Annotated in this window: 16 protein-coding genes; 7 read left to right on the forward strand and 9 right to left on the reverse strand. The window is 51.7% G+C overall.

The window, feature by feature from the left end; translation table 11 throughout:
• Nucleotides 1–70: 70 nt before the first annotated feature.
• The 3 genes from MHI45_RS13455 to MHI45_RS13465 form a co-directional block, all read right to left on the reverse strand.
• Nucleotides 71–1,018, reverse strand: coding sequence for a helix-turn-helix domain-containing protein (locus MHI45_RS13455; RefSeq protein ID WP_076112577.1), 948 nt, complete (start codon nucleotides 1,016–1,018; stop codon nucleotides 71–73).
• Between the two features lie 27 nt (nucleotides 1,019–1,045).
• Complete coding sequence (gene yedA, locus MHI45_RS13460; protein ID WP_083675784.1) at nucleotides 1,046–2,017, reverse strand: drug/metabolite exporter YedA; 972 nt, start codon at nucleotides 2,015–2,017, stop codon at nucleotides 1,046–1,048.
• Between the two features lie 836 nt (nucleotides 2,018–2,853).
• Nucleotides 2,854–3,414: a GbsR/MarR family transcriptional regulator gene (locus MHI45_RS13465; RefSeq protein ID WP_076112576.1), complete on the reverse strand. Its 561-nt coding sequence runs from the start codon at nucleotides 3,412–3,414 to the stop codon at nucleotides 2,854–2,856.
• A gap of 221 nt (nucleotides 3,415–3,635) precedes the next feature.
• On the opposite strand from MHI45_RS13465, the gene MHI45_RS13470 reads away from it, so the two are divergent.
• The 6 genes from MHI45_RS13470 (at nucleotide 3,636) to MHI45_RS13495 (ending at nucleotide 8,951) form a co-directional block, all read left to right on the forward strand.
• Nucleotides 3,636–4,517, forward strand: a complete 882-nt coding sequence (locus tag MHI45_RS13470; protein ID WP_076112617.1) for a carbohydrate ABC transporter permease — start codon at nucleotides 3,636–3,638, stop codon at nucleotides 4,515–4,517.
• 32 nt (nucleotides 4,518–4,549) lie between these two features.
• Nucleotides 4,550–5,392 (forward strand): carbohydrate ABC transporter permease, encoded by an 843-nt coding sequence (locus MHI45_RS13475; protein WP_052092313.1) that lies wholly within the window; start codon nucleotides 4,550–4,552, stop codon nucleotides 5,390–5,392.
• A 33-nt stretch (nucleotides 5,393–5,425) separates the two neighbouring features.
• Nucleotides 5,426–6,772 carry an ABC transporter substrate-binding protein gene (locus MHI45_RS13480; protein WP_083675783.1) on the forward strand — a complete coding sequence of 449 codons (1,347 nt, stop codon included), beginning with the start codon at nucleotides 5,426–5,428 and terminating at the stop codon, nucleotides 6,770–6,772.
• Between the two features lie 104 nt (nucleotides 6,773–6,876).
• Entirely contained in the window at nucleotides 6,877–7,662 is a 786-nt protein-coding gene (locus MHI45_RS13485) for an HAD family hydrolase (RefSeq protein ID WP_076112574.1), read from the forward strand.
• On the forward strand, nucleotides 7,659–8,000 hold the full coding sequence (locus MHI45_RS13490) for a DMT family transporter (protein ID WP_076112573.1): 342 nt from the start codon (nucleotides 7,659–7,661) through the stop codon (nucleotides 7,998–8,000). The genes MHI45_RS13485 and MHI45_RS13490 overlap by 4 nt, the downstream gene beginning before the upstream one ends.
• Nucleotides 8,001–8,066: 66 nt before the next feature.
• Nucleotides 8,067–8,951 carry a metallophosphoesterase family protein gene (locus tag MHI45_RS13495; RefSeq protein WP_076112572.1) on the forward strand — a complete coding sequence of 295 codons (885 nt, stop codon included), beginning with the start codon at nucleotides 8,067–8,069 and terminating at the stop codon, nucleotides 8,949–8,951.
• A gap of 172 nt (nucleotides 8,952–9,123) precedes the next feature.
• Here the strand turns inward: MHI45_RS13495 and MHI45_RS13500 are convergent, their stop codons facing one another.
• From MHI45_RS13500 to MHI45_RS13510, 3 genes are read right to left on the reverse strand one after another with little or no spacing between them, the layout of a single operon-like run.
• Complete coding sequence (locus tag MHI45_RS13500; protein ID WP_076112571.1) at nucleotides 9,124–9,948, reverse strand: MetQ/NlpA family ABC transporter substrate-binding protein; 825 nt, start codon at nucleotides 9,946–9,948, stop codon at nucleotides 9,124–9,126.
• A 60-nt stretch (nucleotides 9,949–10,008) separates the two neighbouring features.
• The gene (locus MHI45_RS13505) at nucleotides 10,009–10,671 is read right to left on the reverse strand and encodes a methionine ABC transporter permease (RefSeq protein ID WP_076112570.1); all 663 of its coding nucleotides are present in this window, start codon (nucleotides 10,669–10,671) and stop codon (nucleotides 10,009–10,011) included.
• Nucleotides 10,664–11,425, reverse strand: a complete 762-nt coding sequence (locus tag MHI45_RS13510; RefSeq protein WP_076112569.1) for a methionine ABC transporter ATP-binding protein — start codon at nucleotides 11,423–11,425, stop codon at nucleotides 10,664–10,666. The genes MHI45_RS13505 and MHI45_RS13510 overlap by 8 nt, the downstream gene beginning before the upstream one ends.
• A gap of 640 nt (nucleotides 11,426–12,065) precedes the next feature.
• On the opposite strand from MHI45_RS13510, the gene MHI45_RS13515 reads away from it, so the two are divergent.
• Nucleotides 12,066–12,590 carry a hypothetical protein gene (locus MHI45_RS13515; protein WP_076112568.1) on the forward strand — a complete coding sequence of 175 codons (525 nt, stop codon included), beginning with the start codon at nucleotides 12,066–12,068 and terminating at the stop codon, nucleotides 12,588–12,590.
• A 246-nt stretch (nucleotides 12,591–12,836) separates the two neighbouring features.
• Here the strand turns inward: MHI45_RS13515 and MHI45_RS13520 are convergent, their stop codons facing one another.
• The 3 genes from MHI45_RS13520 to MHI45_RS13530 are packed head-to-tail and all read right to left on the reverse strand — an operon-like array spanning nucleotide 12,837 to nucleotide 16,437.
• Nucleotides 12,837–13,850, reverse strand: a complete 1,014-nt coding sequence (locus MHI45_RS13520) for an endo-1,4-beta-xylanase (protein ID WP_076112567.1) — start codon at nucleotides 13,848–13,850, stop codon at nucleotides 12,837–12,839.
• Nucleotides 13,851–13,897: 47 nt separating this feature from the next.
• A complete protein-coding gene (locus MHI45_RS13525; RefSeq protein ID WP_076112566.1) occupies nucleotides 13,898–15,436 on the reverse strand; it encodes a glycoside hydrolase family 43 protein in 1,539 nt (512 codons plus the stop codon).
• 41 nt (nucleotides 15,437–15,477) lie between these two features.
• Nucleotides 15,478–16,437: a carbohydrate ABC transporter permease gene (locus tag MHI45_RS13530; protein ID WP_083675782.1), complete on the reverse strand. Its 960-nt coding sequence runs from the start codon at nucleotides 16,435–16,437 to the stop codon at nucleotides 15,478–15,480.
• Between the last annotated feature and the right edge of the window lies 1 nt (nucleotide 16,438).

A 16,438-nucleotide genomic window follows, 5' to 3' on the forward strand; every position in this document is an offset into this window, starting at 1 on the left:
GGATGGTGCCTGCTTGTTTTTTAAGCAACAATTTCGATATCGGAGACCACCTCACAGGCAACCTGCGAACTTATTTGGTAAAAAGACTCGTGGTTAACCCCTCCATAATCCCTTTACCAAGAAAAGGGGCAAGCGGTAGGACGGCTCCCAGACCTTGTTCCTCCACAAGCTTCCGGGCACACTCATTCAGTACTTCCTCGCTCAGAAAAGGAGCAAGCGGTACCAGATCAATGAACTCTCCGCGTTCGCATGTCTTCCTGGCACATTCATCTAACACTTCTTCACTCAGAAAAGGCGCCAGTGGTAAAAGGTCGATTATTTCCCCGCTCTCCATAGCCTTCCGTGCGCATTCATCCAGCACTTCATCACTCAGAAAAGGGGCCAGTGCCACCAGATTGCTGATTGGCCCGATCTCTATCACCTTCCTGGCGCATTCATCCAGCACTTCATCACTCAGAAAAGGAGCCAACGCCACCAGGTCGCCGATTGGCCCGATCTCTATCACCTTCCTGGCGCATTCATCCAGCACTTCATCACTCAGAAAAGGAGCCAGCGCCACCAGGTCGCCGATTGGCCCGATCTCTATCACCTTCCTGGCGCATTCATCCAGTACTTCCTCACTCAGAAAAGGAGCCAGTGCCACCAGGTCGCCAATCGGCACATTGGCCTTTACATGCTCAAACACCTCTTCGATTTGTTCCGTCTTAAGCAGAGGCGCAACTTCCAATATTTCTATTGCAGATACCTCATGCTGATGCAGGTAATCCTCAGTTGCATTTTCCAGCACACTTGTTAGGATCGCTGTCCCCCTACCCTCTTCCAGAATCTCCTCAATAGAGACATTAAAGATTTCCGCCAGCTCCGGGAGCTTAGAGATATCGGGCATGCTTGCGCCCCTCTCCCAATTGCTGACCGCCTGATAGCTGATTCCCAGCTTATCCGCAAGCCCCATTTGCGTGAGCCCTGCGGCCCCTCTTAATTTAACGATATTCCTGCCTACCTTTAGCATATCGAACATGTTACCACCCCTTCAGCTGTGATGTCCTCAGTGTATCGATTGCTGCTGATTTTGCATATCAAGCGCTGCTTGAGTTCTTGCCTTCTGCGGCCTGCCGCGGAAAACGGTCACCAAAATTACAGCAGCGATAATGATAACGGCAGCGGTCAGGGTGTTCACGGTTATCTGTTCGCCTGCCAGCAGCCAGCCAAGCAGCACGGCAACTACCGGATTGACGAAGGCATAGGTCGAAACCAGTGTAGGATCGGCGTTTTTTAGCAGCCAGATGTAGGCCGTGTATCCAACAATGGAGCCGAAGACGATTAGATAACCCAGAGCTGCGTACGAACGGAGGGAAATGGCCGGAACGTCCATCTTAGACCAGTCGCCGGTAAAGAAGGAGAAAACCAGCAGCAGTGCGCCACCTGTCAGCATTTGCGCAGCCGTTGACATCAGCGGGGAATCCGGTATCCGGGCGCTGCGTGAGTACATGGAACCTGCCGCCCAACTAAGGGAAGCTACCAGCAGGGTAATAATGCCGATCAGGTCGGTTGCAGTGCCATTGTCTCCCTGCCCCGGCTGGAAGACCAGAACGGCGATGCCCAGCAGTCCAAACACAATCCCGGCGATAACACCGGGATTTGGACGCTTGCCGCTGCGGCCAAACCACCCGAACAGCATCATCCAGACGGGCACCGCAGCGACGATCAGAGAAGCAATAGATGAAGAGACCCTTTGCTCCGACCAGGCCACCAGTCCATTGCCTCCAAGCAGCAGCAGTGCGCCGACGATGGCCGAAGACCGCCACTCGCGTCCTGCCGGGTGCTTAGCACCGCTTAATCTGGAAATGACATAAAGTAAAGCTCCGGCCACAAAAAAGCGGATTCCGGCCATCAGAAAGGGCGGCATGGTCTCTATCGCGACCTTCATGCCGACATAAGTTCCTCCCCAAAATAAATAAACAGACAATAACGCGATGCCAACCCCATACATCGCGTTAGCTCCATTCTTTTGCAGCATACTGCACGTTCCTCTCTTATAAAAATTTGTACAGCCTTATGACGAGGATTTGAGGGCCGATGATCTGACCTGCCGTTTCCTTGAAACTCTGGCTGACCACCTTCACTGAGATCATGACTTTGATTTTCTAATCCTGCCTGCCCCAGTCCACAATCCCTTTGTAGCCTTTGATGACTCCGTTCTTCTCCAGCTTACCTATTTTTTGATGCACCGGGGGCCGCGAGATATGCAGCAATATGTGTCGTCAGCACCGCTATATACTACACGCCGTCATAGGTCGGTTCGCTCCGCACAACGGAGCCATAGATACGCTCGAAATATATCGGGTCCACAGTCAATCACCTCATACCGCCAGTATAAATGATTCGGCTCACCTTATGCAGCCCTGTGAAATAGGAGAGCAAGATTACGACAGTACCTGTCTTCCTTGCAGCAACCCAGGAACAAATCGACCAAAGCGGATTTCAACAACGCCTTTGTTGCCCTTGAAAATAACGAATTGCAGGCTATTTTTGCACATGCAAAAAACCCTCAAGACGGAATCCGTATGAGGGTGGCTTAAGCGCTGCTGGCCCGATAAATGTATTTGCTACAATAAAAATGCCGTGCAACCATTTATTTTTAGCTTTAGATGTATTCTGTACAGTTAAAAAAGGACGATAGACTCCTTTTAGCAGGATGAGCTTTAGATAGGTGTACCAAGTACAATTAACTCCGTTTTATTGCCGATTTCTTCCCTTTTAGTTGCATAGAATGCAGTTACAATTGGAAGATGGCACCTCTGAGCTGTACACAAACTAACCAAAGAGATGAAGCTGTTCTCAGAGTTCAGGAATTCACTCCTTGCCGGTCAGCCCGCCGAACACCGTTCCTTCCTCCAAGCCGTCCACAAACCGCTGCAGCCAGGCATAATATTCTCCCGCATGCTGGAGCTTGTCCAGATCCCGAAGGCAGGCCTGCCGTTCCTCTTCAGGAGTGTCCTTCGCCTGGATCAGCTCCTGGAGCTCTGGCATCACCGTACCCATCGCCTCCTGCATGACATCAATTTCCCGCTGAAGCTTCAGGGTGAAGAAGTTTTTGAATGCCTGGAAAAAATCAGTCTCGGCTACATACAGCTCCTTCCGCTCGCGTTTCTCGTCCAGCTTGGTCACCATCCGGGAAGCGATCAGGGAGCGGACGCCGTAGCTCATATTGCTTTTGCTCATATTCATGACCTGCTTCATTTCCTCCAGCGTCATCGGCTTGTCCTCAAAGAACATAATCCCGTATAGCTGTCCGTAAGAAAAATTTGCTCCATATAAATCCATCGTCTGCGCTATCGCATCAATCATCGGTCGCAGCAGTTGCTCCCGTGGTGATAAATGCTCGTTGTCCTCGCCAAATGCGGCCTGCTTCATTCGCTGCACCTTCACTCTTTTTTAGAATCGTTCCCTCTACATTACACAATACTGAAGCTTCGTTACAGGTTTTCTGCAAATTTTACACAACTTCCGAACGATGTTTACTTCCGCTTAACCACGGGCTTGTCTCATGAGTGTACAATTTTTTTTGAACAGAGGAACTTTCCTCTGCATTATACCGCAAAATCAAGCTGATGGAATGGGGTATCGGAACGAAAATGACACGCTCAAAGGTTATTAACGGCTTGAAGCCCGTGCTGTTCACGCTGCCGGCGATGGTACCGTTCGTTCTGTTCTGGCTGGCGCCGCTGTTGTATGTGCTGTACCTCAGCTTCACAGAATGGGACTTTATGAGCCCGGAGAAAACTTTTGTCGGACTGCAAAATTATGCCGATCTTTTCAGCAACCCGGCCTTTTACAAAGCGCTGAGAGTGACCGCGCTCTTCTGTGCGGGCAGTGTGCTGCCGATCATTCTCCTGGGACTCGGACTTGCGCTGCTGATGAACCGCAAGCTGAAAGGCTCCGCACTTTATCAGGTGCTGCTGTTCTCGCCATGGGTCACGCCAACCGTCGCTGTATCCATTGTCTGGTCGTGGATCTATGAGCCTGAGGTCGGCCTTGCCAATACGGTGCTTGATTTCCTCGGACTCGCGAAAATCGGCTGGCTGCAGGACCCCAAATGGGCGCTTGTGGGAGTCCTCCTGGTGACCATCTGGAAATCCGTCGGCTGGGCGATGATCTTTTATCTGGTGGCACTGCGGAATGTGCCTTCAGACCTGCTGGAAGCCGGGGAGCTTGATGGCGCAAGCGCTGCTCAGAAGTTCTTTCGCATCACTCTGCCGCTGATCTCGCCAACCACCTTGTTTCTATTCGTCGTGCAGCTTATCCAGGCCCTTCAGGCCTACGATCAGATCAACGTGCTGACCCAAGGCGGCCCCTCCGGCTCCACCCGCACGCTGCTGTATCTGTATTATCAGTCCGCCTTCGAATCCTTCCAGATTGGAGAGGCTTCCAGTGTAGCTGTTGTCCTTGTCATCATCTGCATGCTGCTGTCCGTATTCTCATTTGGCATCAGCAAACGGACGACCCATTATCAATAATCCGTACATTTTCCAAGAGGAGGTCTCACCGCTTGCGTATATTCACACGGCTGGGCGGACCGGCCCGTCATCTTTTTTTTGCCACGCTTGCCCTGCTGATGGCTTTCCCGTTCTACTGGATGGTCACCAGCGCGCTGAAAACCAATGATGAAATCTGGCGTTCCCCGCCTACACTCTGGCCTGAAGTGCCGCTCTGGGGAAATTTTGCCGCTGCCTGGAATGAGGCCCCGTTCGCAAGATACATGGGCAACAGCATTTTCGTCGCCACTTCCATCGTCATTCTGCAGATCATCAATTCCGGCATGATGGCCTATGCGCTGACACATATGAAATTCCGCCTGAAGGGGCTTTTTGCCGGAGTGATCCTGTTCGGGTATATGGTTCCGGCTACAGCGGTCTACCTGCCCGGCTATCTTGTGCTGTCCGAGCTGCACCTGCTGAATTCCTACGGCGGCCTGATTCTCTCCAACTCTGTAAGCATCTTCGCGATCTTTCTGATCCGGCAAGCGTTCCTGCAGGTATCGCATGAGCTGGTGGAGGCCGGTGAAGTGGACGGCGCCTCGCATATGCGGATTCTGTGGACGGTGCTGGTGCCGGTTACGAGGTCATCCTTTGCCGTGCTGGCGCTGATTACCTTCATTGACCAGTACAACAATTATTTCTGGCCGATGCTGATTACCAAAGACCCTGACCTGCAGTTAGTCTCGGCTGGCCTGCGCAGCTTTTTCGTGGAAGGGGGTGCATACGGATTACAATGGCCGCTGATCATGGCCGCCAGCGCCTTCACCATCGCCCCGCTGCTGCTTGTCTTCCTGCTGGCGCAGAAAACGATTATGCAAAGTGTCAATATGACGGCAGGCTCCAGTAAAGGCTGAATCTTACATTTTTGAACAAAGAGGAGAATGATGATGAACGTATTAAAAAGGTTGTCGGCGGTATCTATGATTGCCGGATTCACAGTGCTCACGGCTTGCGGCGGAAATTCCGCTTCGGACAACGTTACGGCGGGAGGCGGTGCCTCCGCAGCTCCAGCGGCAGACGCCCCTCCAGCCCAAAGCGAACCGGTAACCATTGAATTCTGGTATGGACTTGGCGGCAAGCTTGGCGAGAATATGGAATCACTCATCCAAAAGTTCAACACCTCGCAGCAGGAGGTCATCGTCAAAGGCATCGTGCAGGCAGACTACAGCGAAACCGAACAGAAGCTTCAGGCGGCCATTGCTACCGGACAGGTTCCTGCAGCCGTGCTCTCCTCCAATATGGACTGGGCGCGTAAGGGATATTTCTCTCCGATGGATGAGCTGATCACCCAGCAGCCGGATTTTAATAAAGAGGATTTTGTCCAGACCTTTCTGAACCAGGGCCAGGTTGACGGCAAGCAGTATTTCCTTCCGATGTACGGAACGACACAGATTATGTATTACCGCAAGGATGCTTTTGAGAAAAGCGGTATCGATGCCAGCCAGTTGAAGACCTGGGAAGACCTGGCGGCAGCCGCTGGGAAAATGGCCGTTAAAGACGGCGGCAAAACAACCTTCTTCGGATGGGAGCCGATGTGGGGCTCCGGCAACATGATCGATGCCGTGCTCAGCAAGGGCGGCAGCGTTCTTAGCGAGGATGGCACCAAAGTAACGATCGACTCCCCTGAGTGGATTGAAACCTGGGATCTGTTCCGCAAATGGATTCACGAGGACAAGACCATGCGCATCCACTCCGGCGGACAAGGCTGGGAGTACTGGTACAAGACCATTGACGATGTGATGAAAGGCCAAGCGGCAGGCTATATTGGCTCCAGCGGAGATCAGGGTGATCTGGATTTCAGCATCGTCTCCGCAATGGAGCAGCCGGGCTGGGCCGGAGTTGGCGAAGGCAAGCCTGTGGCACAAGCGATCATGGCCGGTATTCCTGCCAAAGCCGGGGATGACGAGAAGCTGGCAGCGATGAAATGGCTGACCTACTTCACGAACTCCGAGAATACCGCCTTCTGGTCAATCAACACCGGATATATTTCCGTCCGCCAGTCTGCGCTTGAAGATCCGGCATTCGTCTCCTTCAGCGAGACCAATCCGCAGATCAAAATCCCGTTAATGCAGGCGTCCCACGCCTCCGCCCCCTTCCAGGACCCTACCGGCGGCAAAATCAATGATGCGCTGACCATTGCTGCGGACAAGGTGCAGATTGAAAATATCCCTGCGGCTGAGGCCCTGAAGGAAGCGCAGCAAACTGCCCAGGCCGCTCTTGATAAAGTAAAATAAGCGGTATATCGTATCAAGGGAAACGGCTTCGCCGTCCTTAAAAGGACGCTATCCGTTTCAGCGAGAAATAGGACGTGAATTATTAAATCTGAGGGGGCGGCAGCATGCCTGAGCTCATCACTCCGCAAGGGGAACATTCCATATCCGCGATTCTGTTCGACAAGGACGGCACACTGCTGCAGTTCGTTTCCCTCTGGGGAAGCTGGGGCGAGTGTTTCCTGGGACAGTTCACCCGGCAGCTGGAACAACGCGGCCTCAAATTCCCGGTTCAGTATCTGGCCTCCCTGCTGGGAACCGTTCACGATGCTGAGGGTAGAATTACAGACTATGACCGGAATGGTCCCTTGGCCATGGGGACGATGAGCGACCTTTACGCCATTCTGTCCTGGCAGGGTTACCTGCTAGGCTTATCCTGGGCCGAGTCCAAGGAACTGGTAGAGCTCTGCCGTCAGGAAGCAGATGTAATGCTGGAGCGCAGCCGCCCGGTGCTCCCGCTTCCCGGCCTGCTCCGGTTCCTTGACGACTGCATAGCCAAGGGCATTGCTCTGGCTGTAGTGACCGCCGATGAAACAGCGGCGGCCGAAAATCACCTCCGCTGGCTCGGTATCCAACATTATTTCTCTGCCGTGATCGGTACGGATCAGGTCGAGCGGGGCAAACCGTTCCCCGATATGGCGCTGCTCGCCTGTGAGCGGCTTGGGGTACAACCTGCCGGGGCCGCCGTGATTGGCGATACAAACGGCGATATGCGGATGGCTAAGGCCGCCGGGGCAGCTGTAGCCGTCGGGATTGCCGGCGCAGCGGATATATCAGTGCGCGGTCTTTTGCCGGATGCAGATTCTCTGGTGCAGTCCTATGCAGAACTAAGTATTGGAAGGAATACAAGGTGAGGGCCGAAGGGGTGTGGGCCTGGGTTTTTCTCGCGCTGGCGATTCTGTTCGAGCTCTCGGGAACCATCTCCATGAAAATATCCCACGGTTTCACCCGGCTCTGGCCCTCCGTGCTGATGTTCCTGTTCTATGGGATCAGCTTCACCTCGCTGAATGTGGCGCTCACCTCGATCAAGGTCGGGGTAGCTTATGCGGTATGGTCAGGTGCAGGAATCATCCTGATCTCCGTCGTGGGGGCGGTGTATTTCGGGGAGCGGCTGACACTGTCTTCCCTATTATGGGTGACTGTGATTGTGGCCGGAATAGTGGGCTTGAACATTAGTGCCAAGGGGCATTAACAAAGTTCTATTCATAAACTTTGCATTCAGTTTAATACCATGCAATCCAAGGAGGCTCTCTCGCAAATGAGTACAAATGAACCAGGCGGACCACAGCCGCTGCTCACCTTCCAAATTATCACCGATACTCATGTTACTGCCGATCCATCCCATGAGTATAATCTGAATTTCGAGCGGGCGCTGCACGATCTGGCTCACCATGCCCAGGGCAGCAGCGGAATTATGCATATTGGCGACATTACGGATCATGGCTTACTGGAAGAATACGAGGAAGTCCACCGCATCCTGCAGCTGCATCAGGCAGCACTCCCGGAGATCCGTTACACCTTGGGGAACCATGACGTTGGCCTCGGCCACTGGGAATCCCGCCTGGCAATGTACACTTCCCGCATGGGAATGCCCGGCCCCTATCATGACCACTGGATCGGCGGATATCATTTTATTTTTCTGGGAACAGAGGAAGGTCTGCCAACGTTCTGTAAACTGTCAGAGGAGCAGCTTCGATGGCTGGACCGTAAGCTTGGGGAAAAGCTGGTGGACGGACACTCGAAGCCTGAGCAGCCTGTTTTTCTCTTCCTGCATCAGCCGCTGAAGGACACTGTAGCCGGATCTTTGGAGTCACAAGAGTGGTATGGCGTCACTCAAGATAAGGAGCTGCGCTCCATCCTGTCCAAATACCCTCAGACACTTCTTTTTACAGGCCATACACATTGGGAGCTTGAAGTGGACAACACGATGTACCCCGGCAACGGCGAGACGGCAACCATGTTCAATAGTGCTTCTGTTGCTTACCTCTGGACGAATGCGGATGAACACAAGACCGGCAGCCAAGGGTATTATGTGGAAGTCTATACCGACAAAGTCCTTATAAAGGGACGGAATTTCACTACGGGGAGCTGGATTGAATCGGCGCAGTACGAGGTGGTTACATCCTTAAATGTACGCAGCTAATACCTTGGCGATGCCCGGAACATCCGGTTACATTGACAAAACAGCTATAACAAAAAGCAGCCTTCTCCCGTTAGTGGTGAAGGCTGCTTTTGCATGTTGGCATCATACCATTTATATCAATAGTCGCTAGGCCGGATTAACACATAGCAGAGCTTGCTGCGGCTACCTTGCCTCAAAACGCAGGCAAAGCAATCTCCGCATAGTTATCTTCAAGGAACTTCTTCACTTCAGGTCCGCTGATGCGCTTCGCCAGCTTTTGGATGGCATCCGAAGCCTGGTTATCTTCGCGTGCTACCAGGGTGATGGTGAATTCGGAATCTTCGCGTTCTGTAATCAGTGCATCCTTCTTCGGCGTCAGGCCCAGCGGACTGGCATAAGCCGGAGTCATCGCTACCAGATCGGCGTCGTCCAGCATCCGGGCCAGCATCAGCAGGTCCACTTCCTCGAACTTGTAGTTCTTGGCATTTTCGGTGATGTCGGCCTGTGTAGCCTTAATGCCTACGCCTTCCTTAAGCTTGATGAGTCCAGCGTCCGCGAACATTTGCAGGGAACGTCCAATGTTCGACGGGTCGTTGGCCATTACCAGTGTTGCACCTTCCGGCAGTTCGCTGATCGCCTTGTAACGTTTGGAATATCCGCCGTAAATGGCATCATATACAGGCTGTACAGCGACCAGCTTGGAGCCTTTGCTGGCATTAAACTGCTCCATGTAAGGAACATGCTGGAAGAAGTTCGCATCCACTTCTTTGTTCGCCAGCGCTTCGTTCGGCTGCACATTGTCGGACAGCACCACAACCTCCATATCCACACCGTCTTCCAGCAGCAGCGGTTTCACAATATCAAGAATATCCGTCATCGGCGGAATCAGCGAAGCCACTTTAATCTTTACAGGCTCTTTGCTGTCTGCAGCGGGCGCCTCTGTATTCTCCTTGTTATTTCCACAACCGGCAACGATCAATACAAGCAGTGTAAGCGCGAATAGCATTGTTTTTTTCATAAGTATAACTAACCCCCAATTTATATTTTGATTTCAAGGTCATAGATGCTTGCAAATTCCTCAGCGTTTATCCAGCAGTCTCGCCGCAGTGCTGCCTGTAAACTGAATCACCTGCACGAGCACAATCATCACGACAATCGCATAGATCATCACTTCCGTCTCAAAGCGCTGGTACCCGTAACGGATGGCGAAATCGCCTACTCCGCCCCCGCCGACAACGCCCATTACAGTTGAGAACGAGATAAAGCTAATCGTAGAAGCAGTCAATCCAAGCACCAGACCGGAACGGGCCTCCACATAAAGAAACTTGAAAATCAGCGAAACCTTTGAAGCTCCCATAGATAAGGCCGCTTCAATCGTCCCCTTCGGAACCTCCAGCAGCGATTGTTCTACCAGCCGCGAGTAATAGGCAATTGCAACAATAGACAACGGCACAGTAGCCGCTACCGTACCAATCGCCGACCCCACGAGGAAGCGGGTGACGGGAATCAGCGCCACGACAAGCAGCAGGAACGGAAACGAACGGACAACGTTAACGATGCTGTTGAGGATAAGAGACAGCAGCTGATTCTCATACAGCTGGCCTTTGCGGCAAAAATAAAGCAGCGTCCCCAGCGGGAGCCCCAGCAGTACGGCTGCGCCTACCGAAATGCCTACCATTACAAAGGTTTCCCCTATTGATTGCCACATTTGATCCTGATATTTCAGCATATCCTCAAACATAGGCTTCCCCCGCTTTGCCGGTAATTTGCTCACGGTAGGAACCGGTATAGCCGACAGGCGCTGTAAAACCAATCTCCCCGCGGGAGAAGGAATCCACGATTCTGCCCTCTTCCATCACAGATACATCACTGCAGATGCTGCGGACAACATCCAGCTCATGGGTGACGATAACAATCGTGACGCCGAGTGTGCTGTTAATCTCTTTCAGCACAGCAAGTATATCCGCCGTTGTTCCCGGATCAAGCGCCGAGGTCGGCTCATCGCAGAGCAGCAGCTTCGGGCTGTTCGCCAGCGCCCGGGCGATGGCTACCCGCTGCCGCTGCCCGCCGCTGAGCTGGGCGGGATACTGCTGCGCCTTGTCCGCAAGTCCGACGAATTGCAGGCATTCCTCCACCCGCTTCATCATTCCGCTCCGCGGCATACCGGCCAGCTCCAGCGGAATGGCGACATTCCGGCTGACTGTACCATTGCCGAGCAGATTAAACTGCTGGAAGATCATACCGATCTTCTGCCTCTCCTCACGCAGAGCCTTTTCCGCCATTCCGGTAAGCTTCTTGCCGTCAACCGTAACATTCCCCTCATCCGGCCGCTCCAGCAGATTGATCAGCCGCAGCAGCGTCGATTTGCCGGCCCCGCTGGCCCCGATGATGCCATGGACAGCTCCTGTCTTCACCTCAAGCGATACCTGCCGGACAGCATGATAGCTGCCTTCCTTCAACTTGAAGCTTTTACTCACCCCACTCAGCGATAGAATATGTAAGCCCCCCTCTCCAGAACGCCTATACTATAGCCTTTTATCGCCTCAAACAGTGTACTATAATTATTTAAAATCTGTTTCATTAAAAATCTCTTTAAATAATAAGGTATTTCGTCGTCTGTGTCATCATTTTTCTCAAAATGATATATCAGCGGCATGGAAGAAAACAACATTATAAGGATGCACGACAACGCCGGAATTATGCTGTACCTTTAATAAACTTCTTAGTCCCATCTGTTGCACTTTGTACAGCTGATCTGCTTGCCAGTTGCTCAAACGGATGATCTACTGTATTTCATACAGCAGATAGAGGCAGAAACCTCTGATTAACGGAAAAGAGAGTAATTCTGCTGCATGAAATACAACAGATTGCTATTATCAGATTAACCGGAGAGAATCTGCTGCAGTTGTTGCAATAGACTTGGGTTTGCCCTTCCGCGCCACCGGGTACCCATGGTTGCGCAGCAAAAAAGCCCAATGGAACGGCAGGTTTTTCGCCGGTCGCTTGGGCTTTTAGTGGGTGGTGGGGTTTCGTGGTCAAACAAGATAAAGTTAAGAGCAAACAGAGGATAATTTTACCTAAACGCGAATATATGAATTACTGATATAAACTTAACATTTCAAAAGGAGACTTACTATGTCACAGGCATCAACGTCACACGCTAGATTTAAGACTGTATTAAAAGGATTGACCCGAGATAAGGCTGATGAAATTACAAATGTAATGATGACTGAATTTAAAAAAACGCTTAGTACAAAAAAAATATCAGTTCTCGAAGCCAACTTTATTAAAGAAATCATGAAACAAGGTGAACAGAATTTCTACATCGTTCCTACCTTTAATCCAAATGAGCCTTCAGTTGGATTAATGTCCAAGAACTTGAACGCCGTTATGTTCGTTGCTCTGAATAGAACAGATAAAAGGTTTCTAGAGCACTACGACTCTCCACAAATTGTAGATTTACTTCATATCCATTCATACCGTAAAGGGGAAGGGGAAAAGTTGATGGAGGCATTTCTGCAAATTCAAGGGAACCTAAATATTCCCGGTTCATTATGGACAGAAGCAAGTACAACCATGAATTATTTTGAAAAATATGGTTTTGAAAATTTGGGTAAGTTAGGGAGCAACTCTGAATTTCTTATGAAATTACCTTGTTGAATTCCTTGAATACCGCTAATTCCCCTCAGAACTTCGATGTACATGAAACTTGTTATAGTAGTTGAAATGTTCTTTTTCTATCATGAATGAACAAAATAGCTAACCCAGTCATGGGTTAGCTTGCATACGCCGAGCCTACACCATATCCTCGACGATAATCGAGAAGCTGTCCAGATACTCCCGAACTTTCGGGTTCTCTCTTTCCTTGCCAACCTCTCTTCAAAAATCCTCTCACGCACTCCAGTCTCAGCTGTTCCGAACAGCAAGCCGGTTATAAGCAGGCTTCGGAGCATGCTGCTCGTCAAACAGAAACGGCCAATTCTTCCGCCCGCGGACCGGGAAATCATCCAACCAGGTATAATCGTCCGCCGCTCCCCAGAAGGTCACCGAGGTAATTACCTCACGGTATTCCTTCAACAGCCGGAACATCACATCATAACGCTCTGCCTGCTGCTCAAGCAGCTCTGCGGGAGGCGATTTCAGATCCGTCCGTTTGTCGTCAAAGCGGAAGAGTGACATATCCAGCTCGGTTAGCTGCAGTTGAAGCCCAAGTGCAGCATACTTCTCGATCGCTGCGCGGACATCATCCAGCGCCGGATCGTATAAATTCCAGTGTGCCTGCAGACCAACACCATGCACCGGCACATCCTGCTCCAGCAGCGACTTCAGCAGAGCATAGATTTTATCGCGTTTATGCGGATGCGATTCATTGTAGTCGTTATAGAACAGCAGAGCCTTAGGGTCCGCTTCATGGGCAAACTGAAACGCCTTGGAAATAAACTCCGGCCCGGAAATATCGAGCCACTTGGACGGACGGAGCAGCGCTTCCCCTTCATCGGCAATCACTTCATTGACTACGTCCCAGGCATAAATATCATTTCTGTAACGTCCGACAACCGTATCAATATGCGACTTCAACCGGGCCAGCAGCGTCTCCTTGCTAACCGGACTCCCTGCCTTGTCCTGGAACAGCCAGTCGGTCGTCTGATTATGCCAGACCAGGGTATGGCCGCGCACCGCCAGCTGATGCTTCCGGGCAAAGGCAACCAGCTTGTCCGCCTCACTGAAATCATACACATCCTCTGCAGGATGCAAGCTCTCAAATTTCATTTCATTCTCAGCGGTAATGCTATTAAAATGATAGGCAAGCAAATGTTCCTGCGACACTATCGTCCGCGGATTCACCGCCGCTCCAATCTTGAAATCGTCCGCGAACACTGCCTTTAGCGCAGGCTCGGTAAAGCTGTTAATGCCCCTCATGTTGCCCTCCTAAAAGTTTTGTTAGCATAGACTTAAGTTTTGTTAGCCTATAATGAGCGGTAATCAAACCAGTCGAAGTAAGCCGTCGCTTCCGCTGTTTTGCCATGGCCTGTAGCGTACAGGCCGATTACCACACCGGTAAAACCGTTGCCTTCTACCGCCTGCGGCGACAAGGCATAGGCGGCTCCCGAAGCCAGCTTGATCCATTTCTCACCGTCCAAGGAATAGAGAAGATAATATTCGGCAGCATCGGCTGCAATTTTCAGGTAGGCTTTGCCGGTTGGGGCAGGAACCTCCGCCGCAAGCTGTGTATGTCCTTTCACCGTCAAATAGGCGGATATCACTCTTTGGCCGTCTTTTTGTGCCAGGCCAATTTCATAATGCGCCTGCTCATTCATACGGGCGCATAGACCGGCTTCTTCACCGTCCGCCCCGCTATCCAGCTCCAGCAGGGTGCTCCATTCCGCAGCCACATGCTGCTGCCTTCTGCCGGCGAAAGCCACCTGGCCGATCTCGTTCAGACTTCCCGGCTGTCCGCGCAGCGCCAGCCAGCCTGGCCGTGCCTGCAAAGACCAGCTGCCCTCTGCCGGATTGCGCAGAAAGGTCAGTGCATACGGCAGTACGCTGTCTGCAAATTCATGCCGCCCGTTATATTCAACAGGCTGCGGCGAACCTTTTGACGGACGCGGCACCTTCATCTCCAGCTCAACTGTTCCTTCATTATTATCAATCATCGGCCAGCCGTCTTCATTCCAGTGCACCGGTGCAAGATACGTCTCCCGTCCGAGCACTCCATAGCCGTGTTCTCCAAGCCTCACACCCAGAAAGACAGCCCACCAGTTCCCGTCCGGCCCCTCAATCAGATCGGCATGGCCCAAATACTGAATCGGGTGATCAATCCCTCTGTGTGTCAGAATGGGCTGCGGCAGCCGCTCGAACGGCCCGTACGGGGAACTGCTGCGCCCGATAATCTCACGGTGTTCCTTGGCCGTCCCGCCTGAAGCCGCCATAATATAATACAATCCGTTTATCTTGTATAAATGCGGACCTTCCGTCCAAGGCCCGCCGTCACCGGTCCAGATCACAACCGGTTCGGACAACGCCTCTCCGGTAGTGATATTAATCTCATACTGGATGACATGGGAATCATAATTAGCTCCCTGCTGAGTGGTCACATAAACTTTGCCATCCTCGTCAAACATCAAGGAAGGGTCGATCCCCCCGAACGGGACAATGATCGGATCTGACCAGGGCCCCGCAGGATCGGTTGCTGTAACGTAAAAGTTGCCTCTTCCCCGCACATCCGTTGTAATCATATAGAAGGTTCCTTCATGATAGCGGATCGTTGGTGCATAAATGCCGTCGGAGCTGCCGCAGCCGCGGATATCCAACTGGCTGATCCGGTCCAGCACATGGCCGATCTGTTTCCAGTGAATCAGATCCCGGCTGTGAAAAATCGGCACTCCCGGAAAATATTCAAAGGAGCTGCACACGAGATAATAATCTTCCCCAGCCCGGGTTATGCTCGGATCGGGATAGAAGCCCGGAAGAACCGGGTTCGCGTATTGTGTTGAAGACGGGTTCATAGCCTGCAGACAACCTTTCTGTATCAGTAATTACGATTGCGTTATTCCTTCACACTGCCCACATTCAGGCCCACAACAAAATATTTCTGCATGAACGGATAGACGAGCAAGATAGGTACCGAAGCCACTACGGTAATAGCGGCCCGGATCGACAACGGCGTCACCAACGCTCTGGCCGATTCCTGATCCATCCCTACCCCGGCGGAAACGTTCGGATTGCTGTTGGAATTCATCGTTGAAGATAACAGCTTCATCAGCTCATATTGCAGGGTACTAAGATTCTGTCTGGAAGAGGTATAGATAAAGGCATCAAACCAGGAGTTCCACGCGCCGACAGCCACAAACAGGGCAATGGTAGCGAGCACCGGCTTGCACAAAGGGAAAACAACCTTCATGAAAATTCTGAAATCCCCTGCACCGTCGATTCTCGCCGATTCCAGCAGACTTTCCGGAATCGTGCCGATGTACGTACGGATGACGATCATATTAAATGCGCTGATCATGGACGGGAGAATATATACCCAGAAGCTGTTCAGCAGGTGCAGATCCTTGATCAGGAAATACCCTGGAATCAAACCGGCGCTGAAATACATGGTGAGTACAAAGATCACAGTAATCGGCTTGCGGAATACATATTCCTTCCGGCTTAATGTGTAGGCAAGCATGGTCGTCAGGAAAATGTTTAGAATCGTTGAAATCACTGTGCGCGCCACTGATATCAGAAATGCGTCATAAATTGTCCCTGAGGCAAAGATCGCCTTGTAGTTCTGAACAGTCCAGACTCTCGGCCATAAGTAAATGCCGCCGCGGATCGTATCATTGCCCGCGTTGAACGAAACAGCAATGGTATTAAGGAACGGATATAATGTCACAAGCACCAGGCAGATCATAAAGACCGTATTGAACGAAGTGAATAGAATCGGTTCAAGCCTGCCGGTGCCTAAGCTCTTTTTCATCGTGAAGCCTGCTTTTTTCTGAGGGCTAATCTGTCGGTTATCCATG

This window comes from Paenibacillus sp. FSL H3-0321 (assembly GCF_038002865.1).
Taxonomy (GTDB): Bacteria; Bacillota; Bacilli; order Paenibacillales; family Paenibacillaceae; genus Paenibacillus_AQ.

Coding starts and splice junctions, on each gene's coding strand:
- MHI45_RS13480 (WP_083675783.1), top strand. CDS start 5,426: ATGAACGTATTAAAAAGGTTGTCGGCGGTATCTATGATTGCCGGATTC.
- MHI45_RS13530 (WP_083675782.1), bottom strand. CDS start 16,437: ATGGATAACCGACAGATTAGCCCTCAGAAAAAAGCAGGCTTCACGATG.
- MHI45_RS13485 (WP_076112574.1), top strand. CDS start 6,877: ATGCCTGAGCTCATCACTCCGCAAGGGGAACATTCCATATCCGCGATT.
- MHI45_RS13520 (WP_076112567.1), bottom strand. CDS start 13,850: ATGAGGGGCATTAACAGCTTTACCGAGCCTGCGCTAAAGGCAGTGTTC.
- MHI45_RS13465 (WP_076112576.1), bottom strand. CDS start 3,414: ATGAAGCAGGCCGCATTTGGCGAGGACAACGAGCATTTATCACCACGG.
- MHI45_RS13495 (WP_076112572.1), top strand. CDS start 8,067: ATGAGTACAAATGAACCAGGCGGACCACAGCCGCTGCTCACCTTCCAA.
- MHI45_RS13470 (WP_076112617.1), top strand. CDS start 3,636: ATGACACGCTCAAAGGTTATTAACGGCTTGAAGCCCGTGCTGTTCACG.
- MHI45_RS13505 (WP_076112570.1), bottom strand. CDS start 10,671: ATGTTTGAGGATATGCTGAAATATCAGGATCAAATGTGGCAATCAATA.
- yedA (WP_083675784.1), bottom strand. CDS start 2,017: ATGCTGCAAAAGAATGGAGCTAACGCGATGTATGGGGTTGGCATCGCG.
- MHI45_RS13515 (WP_076112568.1), top strand. CDS start 12,066: ATGTCACAGGCATCAACGTCACACGCTAGATTTAAGACTGTATTAAAA.
- MHI45_RS13455 (WP_076112577.1), bottom strand. CDS start 1,018: ATGTTCGATATGCTAAAGGTAGGCAGGAATATCGTTAAATTAAGAGGG.
- MHI45_RS13525 (WP_076112566.1), bottom strand. CDS start 15,436: ATGAACCCGTCTTCAACACAATACGCGAACCCGGTTCTTCCGGGCTTC.
- MHI45_RS13500 (WP_076112571.1), bottom strand. CDS start 9,948: ATGAAAAAAACAATGCTATTCGCGCTTACACTGCTTGTATTGATCGTT.